The sequence below is a fragment of the Nocardia sp. NPDC055002 genome (genome assembly GCF_053608825.1).
In genome coordinates this window covers 863,632-883,967 of record NZ_JBSGWE010000001.1, presented here as the reverse complement: position 1 = coordinate 883,967, position 20,336 = coordinate 863,632, and the positions used below count along the sequence as shown (strand labels likewise).

The window sequence follows — 20,336 nt, the reverse complement described above, 5'->3', positions numbered from 1 at the left end:
ACCGAGAGTTTCAGACAACATGTCGCTACCGATCCGCCAGGACATCGGCCACAGTGCTCGCGATCCTGGTGCGGAACACCTCGGGGGCGAAGGTGTTGGCGTGCTCGCGGATCTTCGCGGGATCGTAGGAGGCCGAGCGGAATTCGCCCATCATGTCGGCCAGCGCCGCGACGACGTCCTCATCGGATCCGGCCGGTACGTACTCGCCGGTGACGCCGGGGCGCACTGTATCGAGCGCGCCGCCGGCGCCGACCGCGAGCACCGGCGTGCCGCAGGCCATCGCCTCCACCGGCACGATGCCGAAATCCTCGATGCCCGGCATGAGCAGCGCTTGGCAGCGCCGGTACATGTCCTGCAACAGCTCGCCCGAGGTGGCGCCGAGGAAGGTCGTCTCCGAGCCCGCGATCTCGTCGAGCTGCGCGCGGAACCGGCCTTCGCCGAGGACCACCAGGCGAACCCCGGCCCGCTGCGCGGCGCGAATGGCGAGGTCGGCGCGCTTGTAGGGCACGAGCCTGCCCGCGCACAGGAAGAAGTCCTCGCGTTGCACCGACGGATCCGGGGTGAAGCGGCTGACCTGCACCGGCGGGTTGACGACCGAGGCGGGCAGCCCCCACCACTCGGTGACCCGCTCGGCCACCGCGTGCGAGTTGGCGATGACGTGGGTGAGCCGCGGGGCGGCGCGCAGTTCGCCCCGCCGGGCCAGGGTGCCCAGCGCGCCCAGCGCCAGCTGGCCTGTACGACCGCCTGCCTCCTGTGCGCGGAACTCGCGATCCCAGGCCCAGCGGGCGGGGGAGTGCACGTAGGCGACCACCGGCGCGTCGGTGGCCAAGGCGGCCTGGGTGGCGAACGCGTGATGGCTGATCACCACGACATCGAAGTCGCGCAACGGCATTCGCCGTAGCACGCGCGGAACCAGCGGGAGCAGGGGAGCGTGCCTGCCGCCGGTGTAGGTGTGCGCCCTGCTGAGCCAGGTGTCGTGCACGGTGCGCACCGGCTCGCGCACGCCACCCGGCGCGACGATCGGTGCGAAAACCTCGGCATCGGGCCAGGTTTCGACGAATTCGCCGACAACGGCCTCGGAGCCGCCGAACTCGGTGAAACGTTCGTGGACGATGGCGACACGGGTCATCGGCGGGAGCTCGCTTCGATCTGTCGGGGTGCGGCGGTGCGACGCAGGGCGGGTGCGACCGGACGACCGGTCAGCAGACCGTCGACGGTGCCGCGGGCAAGGGCGGTGCGGTACACCCGGGCGGCCTCGGCGAACGCGGCGATGGTGTCGTCGACGGCGGTGTCGTCGTGGGCGGCCGAGGTGACGAACGACTGACCGAGGACGCCGTGGGTCAGCATCTCCTGGATGAACAGGGTTCGAAAGGCTTGGGACGCAACACCATCGGCGTCGTGCGTGCGGAAAATGGAGCAGGACGGGCGCCCCGTCACCGACAGGTGCTCGGCGATGCCGAGCTCGGTGGCGATCGCGTTCGCCCCCGCGGCCAACCGGTTACCGGCCGCTTCCATCCGGGCGACCGGGTCCTCGGTCCGGTAGGCGTGCACCACCGCGCGAAACGCCGCCAGCGACGCGGTCTCCGGGCCGTGCGTGGTCGACAGCAGGAACACGCGGTCGTGGTCGGTCCGGAGTCCGCCGCGTTCCATGAACTCGCGTTTGCCCGCCAGCGCCGCGATGGGGAAACCGTTTCCCATCGCCTTGCCCCAGCACGACAGATCGGGGGCGACGCCGTATACCGCCTGCGCACCACCCGCCGACCAGCGGAAACCGGTGATCATCTCGTCGAAGACCAGCAGGGCGCCGTACCGGTCGCACAGGTCGCGGACCGCGGACAGGTAGCCGTGTTCGGGTTCGCCGGTGGCGGTCGCGGGTTCCATCACCACGGCGGCGATCGGCGACGCGGCCAGGACTCGACGCAGCGCGGAGAGGTCGTTGTAGGGGAAGGTCACGGTGTCGACCGGGGGGATACCGGCCGACATCGGTGTGGTGCCGATGAACCAGTCGTCGACGGAGAAGAAGGGCTGCTGACAGACCGCGACGCGGTCGCGTCCGGTCACCGCGCGGGCCAGGCGCACCGCGGCGGTGGTCGCGTCGGAACCGTTCTTGGTGAACTTCACCATGTCGGCGCCGGGGACCAGATCCAGGAAGTCCTGGGCGGCCAGCAGTTCCAGCTCGGTGGGGCGGGTGAAGCTGACCCCGTCGGCGATGGTCGACGACACCGCGTCCAGCACGGGTCGGTACGCGTGGCCGAGCGTCACCGACCGCAACCCCATCCCGTATTCGACATAGCGATTGCCGTCGGCGTCCCATACGTGCGCGCCCTTGCCGCGCACCAGGATCGGCGCCATGTTCTCCGGGTACTGATCGGCGCCACGAGCGTAGGTGTGCGCACCGCCCGGCACCAGATCGTGCAGGCGGGCCTGGATCTCATTGCTGCGCTGGAACGTTCGCATCAGCGGCGACCTCCGTGACTCGGTGGTGTGGTCAGGGCCCACAGGCGATGGTCGGCGCGGACACCCGTGGGGCCGCAATGGTCGTGTAGCACACCTTCTTCGGTGAAATGGGCGGCAGCCAAAGCGGTGTTCGGAGCGGGGTCGGCGCTGGGGGCTTCGGCGGCGATCCGCCGAAGCCCGAGTTCGGAGAACCCGTGTTCGGCGACCGCCCGTAGCGCCGCCCCCAGCTGCGTGGCCTCGACGAGCTCGGGATCCGCCCATGCCGACAGCCGGGCGACGCGCCCGGTCATCGTCGGTTCGAACAATCGGATCTCCCCGGCGTACCGGCCCTCGGCCAGGAGCACGAGGACCAGCCCGGCCGGTGACCGCAACCCGTGGCGGGCATTGCGCAGGGCGCGGTGCCACTCGCGCCGATGCCGGCGCCGGTCGGTCGGTGCGAGCCGGGCGCGGTGGGCGGTAGCGGCCGCCTGCCAGTCGACCCGGTCGGCGCGGGACAGGCTGCGCACCGAGATGTTCGGCGCATCGGTGACGGTGATCCGCACCGTGCGGGCGAGCGTGTACCGGCGCAGACGGCGAACGACCAGCCACAGCAACAGCCGCAGCGCGGCGATCGCGATGATCGCCGGTGAGGGCCCACCGGCGCGCGAGGATCGATCGGTGGTCGGCGCTGGGAACTGTGGCGCGACCGCGAAAGTCTCGGGGGTCGAACTGTCACGTGCGGTCCACGCCCACAACGCGTGGTCACGCAGCGACCCACCCGCGTCGAAGGCCACGGCCATGGTGGCTTCCTTGCGGAAGCCGAGGGCGCGCACCGATCCGGCGGCGGGCAGATTGGCGGGGGAGATCGGCGCGACAACGCGTACCAGCCCGAGCGCGGTGACTCCGTAATCGAGCAACATCGCGCCCGCCACGGTGATCATCCCCTGGCCTGCCCAGCGGGCGTCTATCCAGCCGCTGGACTCGGCGGTCCCCGTCGCGGTGTCGATGACGCAGTACTCCAGCTGTCCGACGAATTGTCCGTCGACCTCGATCGCACCCGCGTAGCGGCGTCCGGCGCGCATGTCGGCACGGGCCAGCAGACATTCGCGCGCCCAACGCCGCGCGGTGTGCCGTCGCTCCCACGGCAGCGGGGAGGTGCTCCAATACGGCTCGATATGGGCGCGATCACGCAGCCGGATCTCGCGCCACGCGGCGAAATCCGACATCCGGGGTGGGCGCAATCGGATCTCGTGGCCGTTGTGTCGCACCGGGCCGAGGGTCAGCCGCGACAATTCGCGATCGTTCGGCCGTTGTCTGCTTCGGTAGGAAATGGTCACGCCGCGGAGCTAGCTGTCGCGTGGTTCGGTGGGAGTCGCGCGCGGACTGCTCGGCGTGTACCCGACCCGAGGCAGCGCCATGGTCTCGGGGTCGTGCGAGATGGTGGCCGAGCGCGGGGTGACCGGGGCAGCGCGGCGTGGCGGCGTGTCGAACGATGCCGGGGGAGCCGGCGACGTGCGCATCCGGGAATCGGCGGCGGGTGCACGGGTTTCCATCGCGGGAGCACGGTTGTCGGGTGCGGGTGCTCGGGTTTCCGCCGTGGGCGCGACCTTGTCGGTGTCGACCCCCGTGGGCTCGGCTGGCTTCTTGCCGCCACGACGACGGCCACGAGCCACCCCGGCCAGCACCAGACCTTCGGCGACCACGATCAATGTGGCCAGCGCGGCGAACAACCCTTCCTGCACCGGGTGCGGGGCAACGAGTTCCCAGGAGGGCGCGGTGAGCACCGTCAGGCGCGCGGGGCCGAGTACCTGGCGGAACTCGGTCTCGCGCGCGACATCACGGGCGTCGAAACTCAGCTCCGGGCGCAGCGGATCGTCGGACAGACGCTTGGAGAAGGTGTCCTCGACCGCGCGCCGGTGTGCTTCCAGGTCGGCCGCGGACCGTGCGATCGCCTCGGTCCGCATCTGGGAACCGACGCTGTCGAGCGACTGTTCGACTGCCACGACCAATTTCGAGGCCTGCTCGGGCGAGCCGGCCTCGGCCGTGATGATCAGCAACGACGGCGCGGGACCGGTCATCGCCGACACCCGGGAGCGCAGATCCGCTTCCGAGGGTGCGAGCCCGTTCTTCACCACATCCGAGAGCACGCGGGTATCGGTGACCATCACAATGTAGGGCTGGGTCAGTTCGTTGAACACCGCGCCGATCGACGGCTGCGAGATCTGGACGGTGATGCTCGCCTGGTAGGTCCGCTCGCTCCCGTCACGAACCAGCCACACCGCGCCGCCGACAATGATCGCGGCAACCAGGGCGAACGGCAGCACCCGTATCAGTTGGCGAAGATGGCCCGCGATGTTCACCGCGGGCATCGACCGCCCGCCGGAGTCGAGGTCGGCGGTCGACGGCGACTCGGTACTGCTCACACTTCCCCCACATTTCACGCATCAACACTTCTCGATCACCGGCCCCCGAAGCCGGTATGCCGTCACTTCGGCACGACCGAGTTGCGATGACGATACCCCAGGTCTGCCGGACGGTCGCGTCGGCGAACGCGGTCGAACCCCGCCGAACCTGCACAGTTCACTCGCCGGTAAGTCGCTGGGAATTCCACGGCGAACATCCGCGAAGCCCTCCAGGTAGTCTGATCTACGTTCGCCCTTGATGGGTGCGGGACGGTTGAGCCGTCGGCAAATGGATCTCATTGAGGGGTAACGGCTGTGGGGGTTCGAGTGTCGGTATGTGTACCGGCCTTCAACGCGGCGCGCACGATTGTCGAGACGCTGGAGTCGATCAGCGCGCAAGATTTCGACGACCTCGAGATCGTGGTCGTCGACAACGCGAGTACGGACGGCACGGGCGATCTCGTGCGCGCGTTCGACGATGCGCGCATTCGGTTGTACACCAACGACACCACGCTGCCGATCGAGCAGAACTGGAATCGCGCGATCGAACTGGCCGGTGGCGAGCTGGTCAAGCTGGTCTGCGCCGACGACATGATCGCCCCGGGGTGCCTGTCGGCGCAGGTCGAGTCGATGGACGACAGCGGGATCGCGGTCGCGGGCGCCAAGTTCGATGTCGTCGACGACGAGGGTGTGGTCCTCGCGCGGGGGCGTGGGCTGCCAGGACTGGTGGGTCGATGCTCGTCGCGGACCGTGCTGCGCACGCTCGTGCGCAAACTGCCCGACGACGTGTGCCCGACCGCGGCGTTCCTGTTCCGTCGCGCTGATTTCGCCGGTACCAGCGGTTTTCGCGCGGACTTCCTGTACGCGATGGATGTCGACCTGGTGGCGCGGCTGTGCGGACGCGGCGAGTTCTTCGGCCACGATCGTGTATTCGCGATCAACCGCGCGTCGGTGTTCAACTACTCGAGTACGACATCGTCGGCGAGCAAATTCGCCGACGTGCTGCGGTTCAACCACCATCACCGTCGGCAGTTCGCTGACCGCGTCGGTGTGATCGATGTCCTGATCGGCGACGGTCGCGTGCTGCGGCAGGCGCTGGTCCGGGTGTCGGCGCGGGCCGCGCGGTTGTTCGGGCGAGGCGCGCGGCAGTGAACTCCCTGTTGTACGTGGTGGCCCTGCCGGTGGCTTGGGTCTTCCTGCGCTGGATCTGGCATCGACCCCAGCGCGGGGTCTTGCTGGTGGCGGCGTTGGTGCCGTTCAACGGATTGCTGCTGATCGCACCGGCGTGGATGCGGGTCGACGGCTGGAAAGAAGCGATGCTGCTGCTCACCCTCGCGGTGGCGGCGTTCGTGCCCCACGGGCGAGTCGACCCGCGTCCGGCGTTGCCGTGGTGGTCGATCGGCGTGGTGCTGTGCGTGTTCGGGGTCGGTTCGGCGTTCCTGACAGCGGGAATTCTGGGCATTTTCGCGATCAAGATCACGTTCTTCTACTTCATCGTGGTGCCGTTGATCCTGTATCTGCGGCCGTTCACCGCGCGCGATCGCGATCTGCTCATCACGATCATGATGGTCGAGTCGGTCGGAATCGCGGTCTTCGGCTTGGCGCAGCAGGCGATCGGGCCCGCCGGGCTCGCCGAGATGGGCTACAAGTTCAACGAGACGATCCGGTTCTCCGGTGGTCTGATGCGCTCGTTCGGATCGTTCAACCAACCGTTCCCGTTCGCGTTCTATCTGGTCACCGTCTTGCTGGTGGGTGGATCAGTCGCGCTGGCCGCCCCGCGCCGGCTACGCAATCGGTTGTTCCTGCTGATGACTCCGGTGCTGGTGGCCGGTATCGCGGCCAGCGTCGTGCGCGCCGCGCTTCTCGGGTTGCTGATCGGTGTGCTGGTGCTCGCGGTCGTCCGCTATCGGCGCCAGCTCAAAGCGGTGATCATCGGCGGGGTCGCGTTGATCGTGGTGGTCGGCGTCGGGGCGTCGTCGCAGGCGCGCAGTTCGCTGTTGTCCTCGGACAGCCTGGCCGCGCGCGAGACCGGGTGGAAGGTCGTGACCAGGACGGTCCCGAGTCACCCGTTCGGTGAGGGCCTCGGCTCGACGGGGGCGGCGAAGGCGGCCCAACTCGTCGCCGAGCTCGGCCCGGCCGCCGAGAAATTGCCCTATGCCACCGGCGAAGTCCAGATCTACGGGCGCCCGTACCAACCCGACAACTACTACGTGAAGCTGCTCATCGAACTCGGGCCGATCGGGGTCTGGTTGTTCTGCGCGATCCTGGTGGTGATCTATCTGCTCGCGCTGCGTTCGGCGCGCACGATGAGCGGCAACGACGCCGCACTGGCGCTCGGGGTCGCGGCGGCCGTGCTGTCGAGCGCGGTCGCGGCGGTCGCGTCGAGCTACTTCGAGATCTTTCCCAGCGATTTCTACTTCTGGTTGCTCGCCGCGGTCGTCGGCTGCGCGGTCTCCCAGCACTCCCCAGTCCAGGCCGTCGAGCGCAGCCCCGTCCCCGAACAGGTGTCATGAATACTGCTGCGAACAGCCGGCCCACCGTGTGTTTCGGGGCGTTGGCCTACCGACCCGACGGCGCCGGGGTCTCGACGTATCAGCGGGAACTGCTGGCGCAGTTGCCCGCGCTGTTGCCGGGTGCCGAGCTGTCGGCGCTGGTCCAAGCCGACGCGGCGAGTTCGCTGCCGTCCACCGTCTCGGCGGTGTCGCGCCCGGTCGCGGCGGGCGCTCGCCGCGCGTGGCACGGTGTCGCGCCGCTGCGCGGATTCGATGTGTTCCACGGCCTCGATGTCGACCTTCCGCTGGTCGGGCCGCGTGCCACGGTCGCCACGGTGCACGACCTGTCGGTCTTCGATGTGCCGTGGGCGTTCAGCCGGTATCGGGCGCGCGGGGAACAGTTGCTGGTCCGGACGTCGTTGACGCGTGCCGATCTGCTGATCGCGGTATCGGAATTCACCGCCGAACGGATCGCGGACAAGTTCGGCCGCGCGGCGGTTGTCGTGCCGCTCGCGCCCGCCGACTGGGCGCGCGTCCCCGAAGCCTCCGAGGTGGACCGGGTGCGGGCCGGCTACGACCTGCCGCCTCGATTCATCCTGCAGGTGGGGACCGTCGAGCCGCGCAAACAGGTCGGGATGCTCGCGGAAGTGGCGCGCGCCCTCGACATTCCGCTCGTGCTGGCCGGGGCCGGATCCACCGGTCCGCAGGCCCCGGCCACGGCGATCGGTCTCGGTTACGTCGATGCCGCCGATCTGCCCGCGCTGTACGCCGCGGCGACCGTGGTGGCCTACTGCTCGGAGTACGAAGGATTCGGGCTGCCGCCGGTGGAGGCCATGGCGTGCGGTGGCGCGGTGGTGGCCAGCGCGGTCGGCGCGCTGCCACAGGTCTGTGGCGACGGTGCCGTGCTGGTCGCGCGCGCGAATGTCGAGTCGTGGACGGCGGCCGTGCGCCCACTGCTGCACGACACCGTCGGCAACGCCGTACTGCGCGAGCGTGGTCTGGCCGCGGCGTCGAAGCTGAGCTGGCGGGCCACCGCCGAGGCGACGGTCGGCGCCTATCGCGGCGCCGGGTTGATTCCGTGACGACCGAGGCGAAACCGTCGGTCCCCGATCGCCCGATCGAGAGCCGCGCCTCGATGTCGGGGCGGGCCGCCGCCAACAACACCGCCGCGATGCTGGCCAGCCGGATCTTCGCCGCGGTGCTCGGTCTGCTCGGCACCATGCTCACCGCCCGGATGCTGCCCGCGGTCGAATGGGGCTACTTCTCCTTCGTGTTCGGTCTGCTCGGCATGCTCGCGATCGTCACCGATCTGGGGGTCGGGCGCGCGGTCATCGGCAAACTCGTGCACGGCGAGCCCGCCGAGGTCGCCGAGATCGCGAGCTCGTTCATCGCGCTGCGGACCGTACTCGGACTGCTGGGTTACGGGGTGGCGCTGGGCTATGTGGTGCTGCTCGGTTGTCCACCGCAGGTCATCGCGGCGACAGCCGTCGCGGGGCTGGTCGTGGTGGTCGCGACGCCGAGCAACGCGCTCACCGTGCTGTTCCAGTCGACCATGCGCTTGACCTTGGTCGCCGCGGCGGAGTCGATCGCCCGCCTTGTCCAGGTGGCGCTGACCGTCGTCGCGGTGCTGTGGGCACCGACCTTGCTGATCGTGGTGATCCCCGCCGTGGTGTACGAACTGATCGCCATCGCGATCAAGATCGTCGGCGTGGGTCGGGGGCTCGGTGGACCGATCCCGGCGCGCCGTGTCGAACTGCGCTGGTGGGGCGGCATGTTGCGCGAGGCGCTGCCGCTGAGCATCGGCCTGGCCCTGATCATCATGCTGCAGAAGGTCGGCCTGCTGCTGCTGGGTCACTTCGACACCTTCGAATCCGTCGGGATGTTCGCGGTCGGCATGAAATTCGCCGACCTCGTCGACACCGCGGCGATCGCGGTCGTCGCCCCGTTGACCACTCTGCTCATCGCGGTGTGGCCGGCCGACCCCACCCGATTCCGGCGCTACTTCCGCCAGTCGGGTGCCGCGCTGACGGCCCTCGGCCTTGCCGCGCTGGTCGCCTTCTGGCCGGTCGCGACCCAGGTGATCGACCTGCTCTTCGGTGCGAAGTTCGTGTCCGCGGTCGATGCGAGTCGCTACCAGATCATCGGCGGACTGCTCGGCGCGCTGGCCCATCTGGGCCTGGTCGCGCTGATGGCCGCCGGGCGCAACTACCTGATTCCTTGGATCGCGCTACTCGCGCTGGTCGTCGACCTGGCGTTGTCGTGGCCGCTGATCGCGTGGCTGTCGTTCGAAGGCGCGGCCATCGCCGGTCTGGTGGCCAATGTCGTTCTGCTGATCGGGGTGTGGCTCGCGCTCGTCGCCACGGTGCGGATCGGGCGGTTGATCCCGGTCACCTCGGTGGTGTCGGTCAGTGCCGTCGCCGCCGCGGTGATCGTCCCCGCGACGATGATTCAGCAGCGGTGGGAGCCACCGTGGATTGTCACCTCTACGGTGGCCGGTGTGTTGTACCTTTTCCTCGCCGGCTGCGTTGTGCGCTGGACCGACGGATTGACGATACGAAGCGTGCGAGGGCCGAAATCTGATGACACTGTGGCGATTCGCTCGGATGATCACCACCGTGGCCCTCACGCTCACCCTGCTCGGATGCGGGACACCGACGATGTCGACCGTGCTCGATGAGCGCGTGAACGAGACCGGACTCGGCATCGCGGGCGGCCACTCTTGGCTCGCACTGAGCGCCGGCGAATTGGACCGCCAGATGAAGGGCGTGGTCGACGCGGGCGCCACCTGGATCAGGATGGATCTGGACTGGTCGCTCATCGAGCACGACCGTGGCCGCAAGGACTGGTCGATGACCGATCGGGTGGTGCGGTCGGCGCGCGCCCACGGGTTGCACGTGCTGGCCATCCTCACCTACTCACCGCCGTGGGCACGTCAGGACCCGGGGCCCGGTGGAAACAAGGTCGCCCCGTATCCCGCGCTGTTCGGCCAATTCGTCGCCGACGCGGTCGAGCGCTACCGCGATCAGATCAAGCACTGGGAGGTCTGGAACGAGCCCAATGTCACCAGCTTCTTCGCGCCGCTGCCCCATGTGAATCTGTACGCCCAGCTGCTCCACCAGGCGGCGACGGCCGTGCGCACCCGCCAGCCGGGTGGTCAGGTGCTGGTCGGCGGCTTGGCGCCCGCTGCCGACAACGGCCGCGACATCGCGCCGTCGACGTTCATCGAGCGCCTCTACGCGCTGGGCTCGGCTCTCGACTTCGACGCCATCGCGGTGCACCCCTACTCCTATCCGGAGCTGCCCTCGTCGCCGAGCCGGGACAACGCCTTCCAGAACCTGACTCGAATCCGCGCGATCATGGATGCTCGCGGCGATACGTCGAAGCGGCTGTGGCCCACCGAATTCGGCGCGCCGACCGGTACCGGAGCACGCGCGGTCGACGAGCAGACCCAAGCCGAGATACTCGGCGGCGGACTGGACTTGATGGCGGCGATGCCCAATATCGGCCCTGTTTTCGTCTATTCCCTGATCGACGCGGGCGACGATCGTCAGAACCTGGAGGACAACTTCGGCATGCTCCGTCGTGACTATTCGGCGAAACCGGCACTGGCGCAGGTCCGCGCCCGCGCGGAGGTGCTCCGTGCGGGGCAGTGACGACGGGCGCGAGCTGGTTTTCGTCGCTCACACCGGACAGGCGTCGGGCGCGGAGAACGTGATGCTCGCCCTCGTGGACTCGGCGCTCGAACGTGGCTACCGGGTGCGGGTCGCCTGCCCGGACGGTCCGTTGCGGGAGCGGCTGCCCGCCGGTGTCGAGCACATCGGCATCGCCGCGCTGGGGTTGGCGGGTGAACGCGGCCTGCGCCGGTTGACCGCCGCGCTGGTGATGCTGAAGAACTGGATCAGTGCGGTATGGCGTCTTCGGAAGCCGTTGCGGGACAGCCGAACCCGCATCATCGTCAATTCGACCATGGCGTTGCCCGCGCTGGCGCTGGCCCGTCCACATCGGGGCTCGGCGGCCTGGTTGGTCCACGACATCCTCGCCAGTCGGCGGCAATACGGCGCTGCCTGGGCCGGGCGTGCGGCGGTGGGCCGTGCCGTCGCGGTGTCCGAGACCGCCGCGCAGCCGCTGCGCCGGCGCGGGTTCGATGTCGATGTCGCGTTCAACGGCGTGACCTGGCCGGTCGAACCCGCGCCCGTGGTCGAGCGCACGCCACCGGTGGTCGGCATCCTGGGCGTGGTGACCTCATGGAAGGGTCACCACGTTCTGCTGGAGGCCGTCGCGGGGTTGCCCGAGGTGCGACTCGAGATCGCCGGCCGGGCATTGCCCGGCGACGTGGCGTATCTGGCCGAGCTGCGCGAGCGCGCCGAGCAGCCCGACCTCGTCGGCCGGGTCGCCTTACTCGGTCAGGTCGACGCCATGACCACCCTGCGGGGCTGGGACGCGGTGATCTCGGCCAGCGTGCTGCCCGAGGCCGGTCAGCTCGTCGTCCTCGAGGCGATGAGTTTGGGTGTCCCGGTGATCGCCACCGATCACGGCGGATACGCCGATGACCGCGTCATGGTGTGCGTTCCGCCCGCTGATCCGGTCGCGCTGCGGGCCGCGATCGAGCGTGTCATCGGCGACCCGCGGTTGCGGTCGCGCTTGCACGAGGACGGTCGGGCTCGGGTCGCGGCAGCACACGATCGGTCCCGCACACTGCCGCAGATGCTCGACGCTCTGCTCGGCACGGCACCGTGACAGCGACGGACCCGGCGAGTGAACTCACTCGCCGGGTCCGTCGGGCCCGATCAGATCGAGAAGGTCTTGCCGTAGGTGACGACGGTGTCGCCGGACGAGCCGACGATCCGCACGAACGGACGGACATTGGTCTGGCCGAGCACACCGGTGACAGTGCCGTGGAAACCTGAAAGACGCAGTACGCCTTCGGCTCCGGCGATCTCACCACCGGCGACCTCGACCTCCTGGATACCGGGGCCGAAGCCCGCGGCGAGTTCGATGCCCGCGCGCGGGATGAGACCGTCGAGCTTGACGGTGGGGCCGTCGGCGCCGACCTCGAGGCCGAGGCTCGGGGTGGACCACTCGAACTTGATCCGGCCGTCGAGAGTGGCGGGGTAGCCGACCTGATAGCCGAGCGTGATGCGACCGGACCAGGTCTCGGCGTCGGGGCCGGTGACCAGGTAGGAAGCCGCGCCGCTGTGGAACCATTCGCGGGTGAGCGGATTGCCGTCCAGTGGTGCGACGAAGTCGATCCGGGTGTCGGACTGGATCGCTTCGACGGTACGGTTCTTGCCGTCGAGAACGGTACTGCTGCTGTCGATTCCGGCAGCAGCGGTGCCTGCCCCCATGGCGAGACCGACAGCGATGGCCGATACCATCGCCGCGATCCGGAGCGCGCGTGATGCGAGCACGGTGGTTCCCCTCATCAGAATTCTTCCCCTGGACAGTGGCCCGCCGAACGCTGCGTTCGGCGCCGCGTTTCCCCTGCGATCCGGACACCGGCCACCGCGACACTGCGGCGGTCCAGCGGTGACCCGAATTCGATCATGGTGCGGCGCTGGGCATTTCCGAGTATCCCACGTCCTGCGGTCATGTGCCGATCGGCATAAGGTCGGTTATCCCACAGCCTTCGCCGGTCTCTATCGGTTGCGTGGGCCCGCCGGATCGTCGATCATCCACCGTCCGTCGAGTTCGGGCAGTGCGGCGCTCACCTCGGCGAGCAGGTCCGGCAGCGTGAGCAGCACGACGTCGGGCTCGGCGGCGACCAGTTCGGCGGGGGAGATGATGGGCACATCGGTGCCGGGCATCCGGCAGCCCTGTTTTCCCGGAGCGGCGTCGGCGACACCGGCGAGCAGGTCGCGGTGCGCGCCCGCCATGCTCAGCAGGGCCACCGCGCGCGACGCGGCGCCGTAGGCATAGACGCGAAGGCCCTGCGTGGCACCGGTGTCCAGCCAACCGCGCAGGGCGCGGACGTGACGGTCGACCGTCTGCTGCAGCTCGGGGGCCGCCCTCAGTGCGTCGGCTTCGGCGACGAGAAGGCTGTCGATGCTGGCGTCGGGGGTGTGATCGCCGTGGCGAACGGCCAGGAGTACCGTGCCGCCGTAGAGGTCGAACTCCCACGCGGTGACCACGCTCATCCCCGCCGCGCGTAACAGGGTGCGCAGAGCGGACAGCGAGTAGTACGCGAAGTGCCCGTGCCGCAACGCGTTCCATTGTCCCTGCGTGACGATGGTGGCCAGTGAGTGGTATTGGACAAGCAGCACCCCGTCGGGCGCCGTCGCCGCGGCCCGCGCCGCGAAGGCCGCTCGCTGATCGGGTTCGTGCATGATCCCGAAGCAGTCGAGCACCACATCGGCCGGTTCACCCGTGTTCTCGGTGAAGCCGTGCTCGGCGAGCAGTGGCAGCCAGGTGCCGCCGTGCGGGCTACCGAATTCGGTGACCGTCGATCCGCGCAGCAGCCCGGCGGCGTGCACCAGGCGCACCGCCTCGCCGGCTTGGTCGCGCAGGGCCAGCGGCTCGATACCGCGGGGCTCCGCGGTGACGGTGTCGTCGTCGGCCAGCTGAGCCAGCCCGCACGACGTGCACCGGTCCATCCGCAAGGGGTGGCCGGATTCGGTGGCGGCGATCGGAGCGTCACGTGGCGGAAAGTGATCCGCCGCCGGGACCGAGCCCAGATCGAGGACGGGAACGAGCGCGGTCTTCGCGCAGCCGCGGCATCGGCGGGTCATGGGAGTATGGCCTCGTGCGTATCGAGCGGACCGAATTGGCCGACGTAGTGGTACTCGTTCCCGAACCGTTCCGGGACGAGCGGGGGTTGTTCACCCGTACCTTCGACGCGGGCGAGTTCGACGCCCATCTCGGGGTAGCGGGTGCGGCGGCGGCCTTCGTGCAGGATTCGCAGTCGCGGTCGGTGCGCGGGGTGATCCGTGGCATGCACGGGCGCGGTGGGCGCGGTGAGGCCAAGCTGGTGCGGTGCGCGCACGGCGCCGTGCACGACGTGCTCGTCGACATTCGACCAGGTTCGCCGACTTTCGGTGCGCGCCAAGCGTTTCGGCTCGACGACGAGCAGTTCCACCACCTCTATGTGCCGCCGGGTTTCCTGCACGGGTTCCAGGCACTCACCGAGATCGCCGACGTCTGCTACCGCATCGACCGTCCGCACGATCCCGAAGAGGACCTCGGGGTCGCCTTCGACGACCCCGAACTGGCCATCGAGTGGCCGCTGCCCGTCGGCCCGGTCTCCGCGCGTGACGCGCGGGCCGGGACCTGGGCCGCGCTGCTGGCTACGCTGACGCCGACGCACTGATCCGGCGCAGCTGTGCGTCGAGCACCCCGGAGTCGCACAGCCCCTGCAGGTGCGGCAGCCGGGTGAACCGGCGGAAGAACGCATCGGCGGTGAGTCCGCGCGCGGTGTACTCGGTGAAGAGCTCGGCCGCGCCCGCGGGAACCGTCCACTGCGCCTCGAAGCCGAGAACCTCACGCGCGTAGGAGAAGTCGACCCGGTAGGACCGTGGGTCGGCGCCGTTCTCGCCGGTGATCAGCAGCCGGGATCCGGGGACTGCGTCGACCACCGAGGCGGCGATCTCGGCGACGGTGAGGTTGTTGACCTCGGTGCCGATGTTGAACGCCCGGCACGAGATGTCGGCGGCGGGCGCGGTCAGGCAGGTGGCGAAGGCGGCGGCGATGTCGGCGGCGTGCACCAGGGGCCGCCACGGGGTGCCGTCGGAGAGCACCTTCACCTCGCCGGTGAGCACCGCGTAGCCGACCAGATTGTTGAGCACGATGTCGGCCCGCAACCGCGGCGAGAAGCCGAAAGCGGTGGCATTGCGCAGGAATACCGGAACGAAGTTGTCGTCGGCCAGCGCGGCCACATCGTCTTCGACGCGCACTTTGCTCTCGGCGTAGGGGGTGATCGGGCGCAGCGGGGCGTCCTCGGTGACGAGGTCGGCACCGGCGGCGCCGTAGACCGAGCAGGTGGACGCGTAGAGGAACCGCGACACCCCGGCTTCCTTGGCGAGGCGGGCCAGTCGCACCGACGCGCGATGGTTGATGTCGTAGGTGATCTCCGGCGCCAGAGCGCCGAGGGGATCGTTCGACAACGCCGCGAGGTGGATCACCGCGTCGAAACCGCGCAGCTGCTCGACGGTCACCTCGCGCAGGTCCACGGCCAGACCGTCGGGGTCACCGGCGAATTCGCCGAGCAGGCAGTCGGCGAAGTAGCCGATGTCCAGGCCGGTGACCCGGTGGCCCGCCGCCCGCAGCACGGGCACCATCACGGTGCCGAGATAGCCCTGGTGCCCGGTGACCAGTACCCGCATGTTCACGTCTGTTCCCATCTGATGATCGCTTTGTCGAGCACGAACGCCTCGGCATACGGTGCGTGGCACTGCACCCCACGCATCCGGGCCAGCCCGAGGAAGGCCTGTTCGTCGAACCAGTCGCGGCCCGTCTGCGACGGATAGTGTTCGTGCAGCAGACGCGACTTCTGCTGCGCGAGTGCGTGACTCAGTGGGTGGTAGAGGGTGGGAGCCGGAGTGTCGGTCTCCCACTTGAGGATTTCGTAACCCAGGGTCAGGTGGTCACGGAACTCGGTGGGCACCAGTTCGGCGAGCAGCCGATGGTCCTGATGGGCGTCGCCACGATGCGGCGCGAACACCACCTCGGGTTCACCGCCACGACGAAAGTCCGCCAGCGCGTCCTTGATCCGATCCCAGTGCGCGGGCGCGCGGCCGTCGGGCACATCGAGGACGCGCAGTTCCGGCTTGTTGCCCGAGCAGAACGCGGTGAGCGCCGCCCGCTCCTCGTCCTCACGTGCGGTGCCGCCACCGGAGAGGACAAGCGCGCGCACCTCGATCTCGGGATCGGCGCCGGTGAGCGCGAGAAGCGTTGCCCCCATCCCGATCGCGATGTCGTCGCAGTGCGCGCCGAGCACCGCGATCCGGCGCGGCGGGGTGGTGAACAGCCCGATCACGGCCGGTCCCACACCATCCACGGCCGGGTGCCGTTGCGGTAGGCGTCGTCGAGTTCGGCGCGCTCCTTGAAGGTGTCGGCCGGCTTCCAGAAACCCATGTGCTGATATCCGAAGAGCCTGCCCTGCCCGGCGAGCGCGCCGCACGCGTCGGCCACCAGATCGCCACCGGGGGGCAGCAGATCGAAGATCTCCTGGCTGAGCACGAAATATCCGCCGTTCTCCCACAGCGGCATCTGCGCCACCGGCACGATGTCCTTCACTTCACCGGTCGGCGAGATGTCCACACAGTGGAACGAGGACTGCGGCGGCACCACCATCATCGACGCGGCCGCACCCGAGGCATGGAAACGCTCGATCATGGTGTCCAGCGGTGCGTCGGTGAGGACGTCGGCGTAGTTGGCCAGGAAATACTCGTCGCCGTCGAGGTGCTCGCGCACGCGGCGCAGTCGCTCCCCGATCGCGGATTCGACGCCGGTGTCGACGAAGGTGATCGTCCAGTCGCTGATGTCGCTGCCCAGCAGCTCCACTTCACCGTTGCGGATCACGAAGTCGTTGGACGCCGACTCCTGGTAGGTGAGGAAGAAATTCTTGATGTGCTCGGCGCCGTAACCGAGACACAGCACGAACTCTGTGTGTCCGTAGTGCGCGTAGTAGCGCATCACGTGCCACAGCAACGGGCGCGGCCCGACCAGCTGCATCGGCTTGGGGACGACGTCGTCGGATCCGCCGCGCATGCGCATGCCGTATCCGCCACAGAACAATACGACCTTCATCGGTTCGTTCACCTTCATTCCGGGAGTGCGCCGACCGCGACCGGTTCGCCCGTCGTGGCGGCGCGATGCAGCACCGGCAGAGGGTAGATCAGTTCGCCACCCCATTCGCCGACGTGGCTGAGTTGAGCGGTGATCTCGGTTTCGAGATTCCACGGCAGGACCAGCACCACATCGGGCTTGTCCGCGTCGATGCGTTCCGGCGGATGGATCGGAATCCGGGTGCCGGGGGTGTAGCGGCCGTGCTTGTAGGGGTTGCGGTCCACGGTGTATTCGAGCAGGTCGGGCCGGATGCCGCAGTAGTTGAGCAGCGTGTTGCCCTTGCCCGGTGCGCCGTAGCCGACCACCCGCTTGCCCGCGGCGCGGCAGTCGAGCAGGAAACGCAGCAGCTCGTGGCGAACCGATTCGGCACGGGCACCGAGCGCGGCGTAGCCGGCGGGTTCGTGCAGCCCCGCCGCGCGCTCGAGGTCGAGGACCTCGGCGACGCGGGCGGTGGGTTCGGCGACGGCGTCGGGGCGTGCCCACAGCCGGAGCGAGCCGCCGTGGGTGTCCAGCAGTTCCACATCGACGACGGTCAGGCCGGCGATCGCCAGCGCGCGCTGCGCCGAATGGACGGTGTAGTACTGGAAGTGCTCGTGGTAGATGGTGTCGAACTGGCCGAGCTGGACCAGGTTCAGCGCGTGGTGCACTTCGATGCTGCACCAGCCGTCGTCGCTGAGCAGGGTGCGCAGTGCGTGGGTGAACCCGCGCAGGTCGGGTACGTGGGCGTAGACGTTGTTGGCGACCACCAGGTCGGCCGGTCCGTGCTCGGCGCGGATCCGCGCGGCCGAATCCTGGTGCAGGAACGCGGTGTCCGTCGGTACGCCGACCTCGCGGGCCGCGAGTCCGACATTGACCGAGGGCTCGATGCCCAGACAGCGGATGCCGCGCGCGACCGCGTGTCGCAGCAGGTAGCCGTCGTTGCTCGCCACCTCGACGACGAACGAATCGGCGCCGAGGCCGAGTCGTTCGGCGGTCGTGGTGACGAACTGCTCGGCGTGACGGACCCAGCTGTCGGAGAACGAGGAGAAGTACGCGTACTCGGTGAAGGTGTCCTCGGGCGTGATCAGCGCCGGGATCTGTAACAGCAGGCAGTCCTCACACAACCGCAGGTGCAGCGGATACGTCGATTCGGGCCGGTCGAGATCGGTGGCGGACAGAAAGCTCTCGCACGGTGGGGTGGCGCCCAGGTCGAGCACGCTCGTGAGCCGTTCGGAGTCACAGAGTCGACATTGCACGTGGAGCCCCCACCTTCATACCTGTTCACCCGAGCTGTCGCGGCTCTTGCCGGTCATGCCGGAAGTCGGATCAGTGGGCACAGACGTTACAGCGGCGGGCAGAAAGGGTGCCCTGAAACGTTCGGGCGGAAACACATTCATGGTAATTTTCGGAGTAATACCAGGTCGATCCGGCACCGGCTAACTGTCGGCGAGGGCGACCATTCCTCCTCTGTTTGTGATGGCGATCACTTGTGAAAGTGATTGTCCTGCATTCATATCGAAAGGCAATAGCGGCTCGGTGATAGCTGTCCGATTGCGCTGTGAAGTGGCTAACTACTGGAATCCCTTGTGGCGGTGAGTCTTCGGAAAGAACCCCTGCTGGTGGTCTGTAACAATCAACGAGCGGGTATCGAATCGACGGGAAGTAGGACGGCCGCAACGGCCGCATTCCGGTCGACGGGGATCGGGAAACGATTCGTCGCCCGAAGGGGAGGTGTGGGTTCATGAGCTACGAGCTCACCGGTAGTGGCGACGTCGATGTTGTCAACGGCGTCCAGGTGCTGCGCCGTACCCAGCGCGAGAGTTGGCAGAGCGCACTGGTCCAGCGGTTGGCGGTGACCGACGTGATCGCGGTGTTCGGTGCGGTCGCGGCGGCACAGGTCATCCGCTTCGGCGGGCCCGCCGCCCCGCCGCTGGCCTGGCCACTGCCCTACGAGGTCGGCTACTCCGTGGTGTCGCTGGCTCTGGCCGCCGGGTGGCTGGCGTTGCTGCACGGCTATGGCAGCCGCACCCCACAGGTGGTCGGGACCGGGACCGAGGAGTTCCGCAGGCTGGTGTCGGCGACCCTGCGGCTGTTCGGTGTGCTGGCGATCCTCGCGCTGCTGTTCCGGGTGGAGGTCGCGCGCGGCTATCTCGCCATCGCGTTGCCCGCCGGGCTGTTCGCGCTGGTGGCCGGGCGGTTGGCGTGGCGGTGGCGGTTGCGGCGGTGGCGCGCGCAGGGGCGGTGCCATATCGCGGTGCTGGTCGTGGGTTCGCCGGAGGCCGCGCAGGCGATGGCGACGGCGTTCACCGGTGATCCCGGCTCCGGCTATCGCGTGGTCGGTGTCTGCGTGCCCGCGGGATCGGTGGGCCCGCAGTTCGATACGTCCGACGGGCCGTCGGTGCTCGGCGACGATCGCTCGGTGCTGGAGGCGGTGCGCCGCAGTGGCGCCGACTCCGTGGCCGTGGCCGCGACCGATCATCTCGGACCCGCCGAGTTGCGGCGGATGGCATGGGCATTGGATCCCCTCGGCGTCGATCTGATCGTCGCACCCGGCATCGCCGACATCGCGGGGGCGCGGCTGACCAACCGCCTCGTCGCGGGGATGCCGATGCTGCACATCGACCCGCCGCGCTACGGACGAGCGAAGTCGAGCCGTAAAGCGCTGTTCGATGTGTGTTTCGCCGCGACCGTGCTGGTGCTCGTCGCGCCGATGCTGGCCGCCATCGCGATCGCGGTGAAGATGACGAGCGCGGGGCCGGTGTTCTACCTGTCGGAGCGGATCGGGCGCGACGGTATTCCGTTCCGGATGATCAAGTTCCGCAGCATGCTCGTCGACGCCGACAACACGGTGGAGGCGCTCATCGAGCACCACGGTGGAAATCCGTTGTTCTTCAAGGTCAAAGACGATCCGCGAGTGACCGCCGTCGGCCGTTTCCTGCGCAAGTACAGCCTCGACGAGCTGCCCCAGTTCTTCAACGTGCTGCGCGGCGACATGAGCGTCGTCGGGCCACGGCCGCAGGTGCAACGTGAGGTCGACAGCTACGACGGGGAGATGCGACGGCGGCTGCTGGTGAAGCCGGGCGTCACCGGGTTGTGGCAGGTCAGCGGACGGTCCGATCTGTCGCCGGAGGACTCGGTGCGCCTCGACCTGTCCTATGTCGAGAACTGGTCGATGGTGCTGGATCTGGCGTTGATCGCGCGCACTGTCGGGGCGGTCACCCGCGGCGACGGCGCGTATTGAAACCGG

The 20,336-nt window shown here is 68.8% G+C and carries 18 protein-coding genes; 8 read left to right on the top strand and 10 right to left on the bottom strand.

Annotated elements, in window-relative coordinates; all coding sequences use genetic code 11:
* Positions 1–25 precede the first annotated feature (25 nt).
* The 4 genes from ACWF99_RS04115 to ACWF99_RS04100 are packed head-to-tail and all read right to left on the bottom strand — an operon-like array spanning position 26 to position 4,859.
* On the bottom strand, positions 26–1,129 hold the full coding sequence (locus ACWF99_RS04115) for a glycosyltransferase (protein WP_452534571.1): 1,104 nt from the start codon (positions 1,127–1,129) through the stop codon (positions 26–28).
* The gene (locus tag ACWF99_RS04110) at positions 1,126–2,457 is read right to left on the bottom strand and encodes a glutamate-1-semialdehyde 2,1-aminomutase (protein WP_378631170.1); all 1,332 of its coding nucleotides are present in this window, start codon (positions 2,455–2,457) and stop codon (positions 1,126–1,128) included. The genes ACWF99_RS04115 and ACWF99_RS04110 overlap by 4 nt, the downstream gene beginning before the upstream one ends.
* Positions 2,457–3,728, bottom strand: coding sequence for a GNAT family N-acetyltransferase (locus ACWF99_RS04105; RefSeq protein WP_452534569.1), 1,272 nt, complete (start codon positions 3,726–3,728; stop codon positions 2,457–2,459). The genes ACWF99_RS04110 and ACWF99_RS04105 overlap by 1 nt, the downstream gene beginning before the upstream one ends.
* A 54-nt stretch (positions 3,729–3,782) precedes the next feature.
* Positions 3,783–4,859 (bottom strand): YveK family protein, encoded by a 1,077-nt coding sequence (locus ACWF99_RS04100; RefSeq protein WP_378631174.1) that lies wholly within the window; start codon positions 4,857–4,859, stop codon positions 3,783–3,785.
* Between the two features lie 294 nt (positions 4,860–5,153).
* On the opposite strand from ACWF99_RS04100, the gene ACWF99_RS04095 reads away from it, so the two are divergent.
* The 6 genes from ACWF99_RS04095 to ACWF99_RS04070 are packed head-to-tail and all read left to right on the top strand — an operon-like array spanning position 5,154 to position 12,067.
* Complete coding sequence (locus ACWF99_RS04095; RefSeq protein WP_378631176.1) at positions 5,154–5,990, top strand: glycosyltransferase family 2 protein; 837 nt, start codon at positions 5,154–5,156, stop codon at positions 5,988–5,990.
* Positions 5,987–7,351: an O-antigen ligase family protein gene (locus tag ACWF99_RS04090; RefSeq protein WP_452534566.1), complete on the top strand. Its 1,365-nt coding sequence runs from the start codon at positions 5,987–5,989 to the stop codon at positions 7,349–7,351. The genes ACWF99_RS04095 and ACWF99_RS04090 overlap by 4 nt, the downstream gene beginning before the upstream one ends.
* The gene (locus ACWF99_RS04085; protein ID WP_452534564.1) at positions 7,348–8,412 is read left to right on the top strand and encodes a glycosyltransferase family 4 protein; all 1,065 of its coding nucleotides are present in this window, start codon (positions 7,348–7,350) and stop codon (positions 8,410–8,412) included. Before ACWF99_RS04090 ends, ACWF99_RS04085 begins: the two co-directional genes overlap by 4 nt.
* Positions 8,409–10,007 carry an oligosaccharide flippase family protein gene (locus ACWF99_RS04080; protein WP_452534562.1) on the top strand — a complete coding sequence of 533 codons (1,599 nt, stop codon included), beginning with the start codon at positions 8,409–8,411 and terminating at the stop codon, positions 10,005–10,007. The genes ACWF99_RS04085 and ACWF99_RS04080 overlap by 4 nt, the downstream gene beginning before the upstream one ends.
* Positions 9,934–10,983, top strand: coding sequence for a glycoside hydrolase 5 family protein (locus tag ACWF99_RS04075; protein WP_378631184.1), 1,050 nt, complete (start codon positions 9,934–9,936; stop codon positions 10,981–10,983). The genes ACWF99_RS04080 and ACWF99_RS04075 overlap by 74 nt, the downstream gene beginning before the upstream one ends.
* Positions 10,970–12,067 carry a glycosyltransferase family 4 protein gene (locus tag ACWF99_RS04070; RefSeq protein WP_452534560.1) on the top strand — a complete coding sequence of 366 codons (1,098 nt, stop codon included), beginning with the start codon at positions 10,970–10,972 and terminating at the stop codon, positions 12,065–12,067. Before ACWF99_RS04075 ends, ACWF99_RS04070 begins: the two co-directional genes overlap by 14 nt.
* A gap of 50 nt (positions 12,068–12,117) precedes the next feature.
* Here the strand turns inward: ACWF99_RS04070 and ACWF99_RS04065 are convergent, their stop codons facing one another.
* Together ACWF99_RS04065 and ACWF99_RS04060 are read right to left on the bottom strand one after the other, a co-directional pair.
* Positions 12,118–12,753, bottom strand: coding sequence for an MspA family porin (locus ACWF99_RS04065; RefSeq protein WP_452534558.1), 636 nt, complete (start codon positions 12,751–12,753; stop codon positions 12,118–12,120).
* Positions 12,754–12,966: 213 nt separating this feature from the next.
* Positions 12,967–14,055 carry a class I SAM-dependent methyltransferase gene (locus ACWF99_RS04060; protein ID WP_452534556.1) on the bottom strand — a complete coding sequence of 363 codons (1,089 nt, stop codon included), beginning with the start codon at positions 14,053–14,055 and terminating at the stop codon, positions 12,967–12,969.
* A 14-nt stretch (positions 14,056–14,069) separates the two neighbouring features.
* On the opposite strand from ACWF99_RS04060, the gene rfbC reads away from it, so the two are divergent.
* Complete coding sequence (rfbC, locus tag ACWF99_RS04055) at positions 14,070–14,633, top strand: dTDP-4-dehydrorhamnose 3,5-epimerase (protein ID WP_452534554.1); 564 nt, start codon at positions 14,070–14,072, stop codon at positions 14,631–14,633.
* Here rfbC and ACWF99_RS04050 read toward each other — a convergent pair.
* Genes ACWF99_RS04050 through ACWF99_RS04035 form a run of 4 tightly spaced genes read right to left on the bottom strand, consistent with a single transcriptional unit; the run spans position 14,611 to position 18,345 of the window.
* Positions 14,611–15,645 (bottom strand): NAD-dependent epimerase/dehydratase family protein, encoded by a 1,035-nt coding sequence (locus tag ACWF99_RS04050; RefSeq protein WP_452535306.1) that lies wholly within the window; start codon positions 15,643–15,645, stop codon positions 14,611–14,613. The two genes, rfbC and ACWF99_RS04050, sit on opposite strands and share 23 nt — an antisense overlap.
* A 2-nt stretch (positions 15,646–15,647) precedes the next feature.
* Positions 15,648–16,298 carry a PIG-L deacetylase family protein gene (locus ACWF99_RS04045; RefSeq protein WP_452535304.1) on the bottom strand — a complete coding sequence of 217 codons (651 nt, stop codon included), beginning with the start codon at positions 16,296–16,298 and terminating at the stop codon, positions 15,648–15,650.
* Positions 16,295–17,071, bottom strand: a complete 777-nt coding sequence (locus ACWF99_RS04040) for a glycosyltransferase family protein (RefSeq protein WP_378631193.1) — start codon at positions 17,069–17,071, stop codon at positions 16,295–16,297. Before ACWF99_RS04040 ends, ACWF99_RS04045 begins: the two co-directional genes overlap by 4 nt.
* A gap of 14 nt (positions 17,072–17,085) precedes the next feature.
* Positions 17,086–18,345 carry a methyltransferase domain-containing protein gene (locus ACWF99_RS04035; protein ID WP_378631195.1) on the bottom strand — a complete coding sequence of 420 codons (1,260 nt, stop codon included), beginning with the start codon at positions 18,343–18,345 and terminating at the stop codon, positions 17,086–17,088.
* Positions 18,346–18,830: 485 nt separating this feature from the next.
* Between ACWF99_RS04035 and ACWF99_RS04030 the strand changes: the two genes are divergently transcribed.
* On the top strand, positions 18,831–20,330 hold the full coding sequence (locus ACWF99_RS04030) for a sugar transferase (RefSeq protein ID WP_378631196.1): 1,500 nt from the start codon (positions 18,831–18,833) through the stop codon (positions 20,328–20,330).
* The last annotated feature ends 6 nt before the right edge of the window (positions 20,331–20,336 follow it).